The sequence below is a fragment of the Paenibacillus sp. KS1 genome (assembly GCF_001680695.1).
Lineage (GTDB): Bacteria > Bacillota > Bacilli > Paenibacillales > Paenibacillaceae > Paenibacillus_B > Paenibacillus_B suaedae.
In genome coordinates, this window is the sequence record NZ_MAIS01000295.1 from 1 (window position 1) to 558 (window position 558).

The 558-nt window shown below is 36.2% G+C and carries 2 pseudogenes; both read right to left on the reverse strand.

From position 1 onward, the window contains the following. Window positions 1–215, reverse strand: a pseudogene (locus BBG47_RS28380) (hypothetical protein); the annotation flags it as partial. A gap of 130 nt (window positions 216–345) precedes the next feature. Beyond that, window positions 346–558: pseudogene (locus BBG47_RS30520) on the reverse strand (hypothetical protein); the annotation flags it as partial.

Here is a 558-nt window from a genome sequence, read left to right on the forward strand (position 1 = left end):
TCTAACTCAACCATATTAAAGTAATAAACTTTCTTGAATAGCAACTCGTATCCAATAAACTCATCATTTTCCGATTCTGTACATAGTGAACCACTTATCTCACCAATTAATTTAACTTCATTCTTTTGATAATTGAATTGAATATCATCTAGGAAGATCGCGTCTCTTCCATGAATTTCACCTATTTCGGTTTTTATAGCTTTGATTTGTTCCATCTCATTGATACCTCTTTCATCTTATTATTGAACTTTCTCATGATTTTTGCGAAGTTTGCAAATACCCCGATGATACCTATGAACTTCATGAATAGATACAAAGTAGAGAAATGGCACGAACCTCCTTACCTTAAAGATTACTACTCTCTAACTTCTCTTTTTCACCCTTACCCATACTATATATTACTTCTGTTGCTATGTGCCCCGGCGCAAAGTTGCGTTGTATCTCTTCCAAGAAGCATTGAACTGCAGGTGCTAAATAGCGATTTTTCATAACCATCAAATGGACTGTACGTTCCAACGCAGGCGAATCCAGCGTTTTGCGGACAATCGATTCATCCTT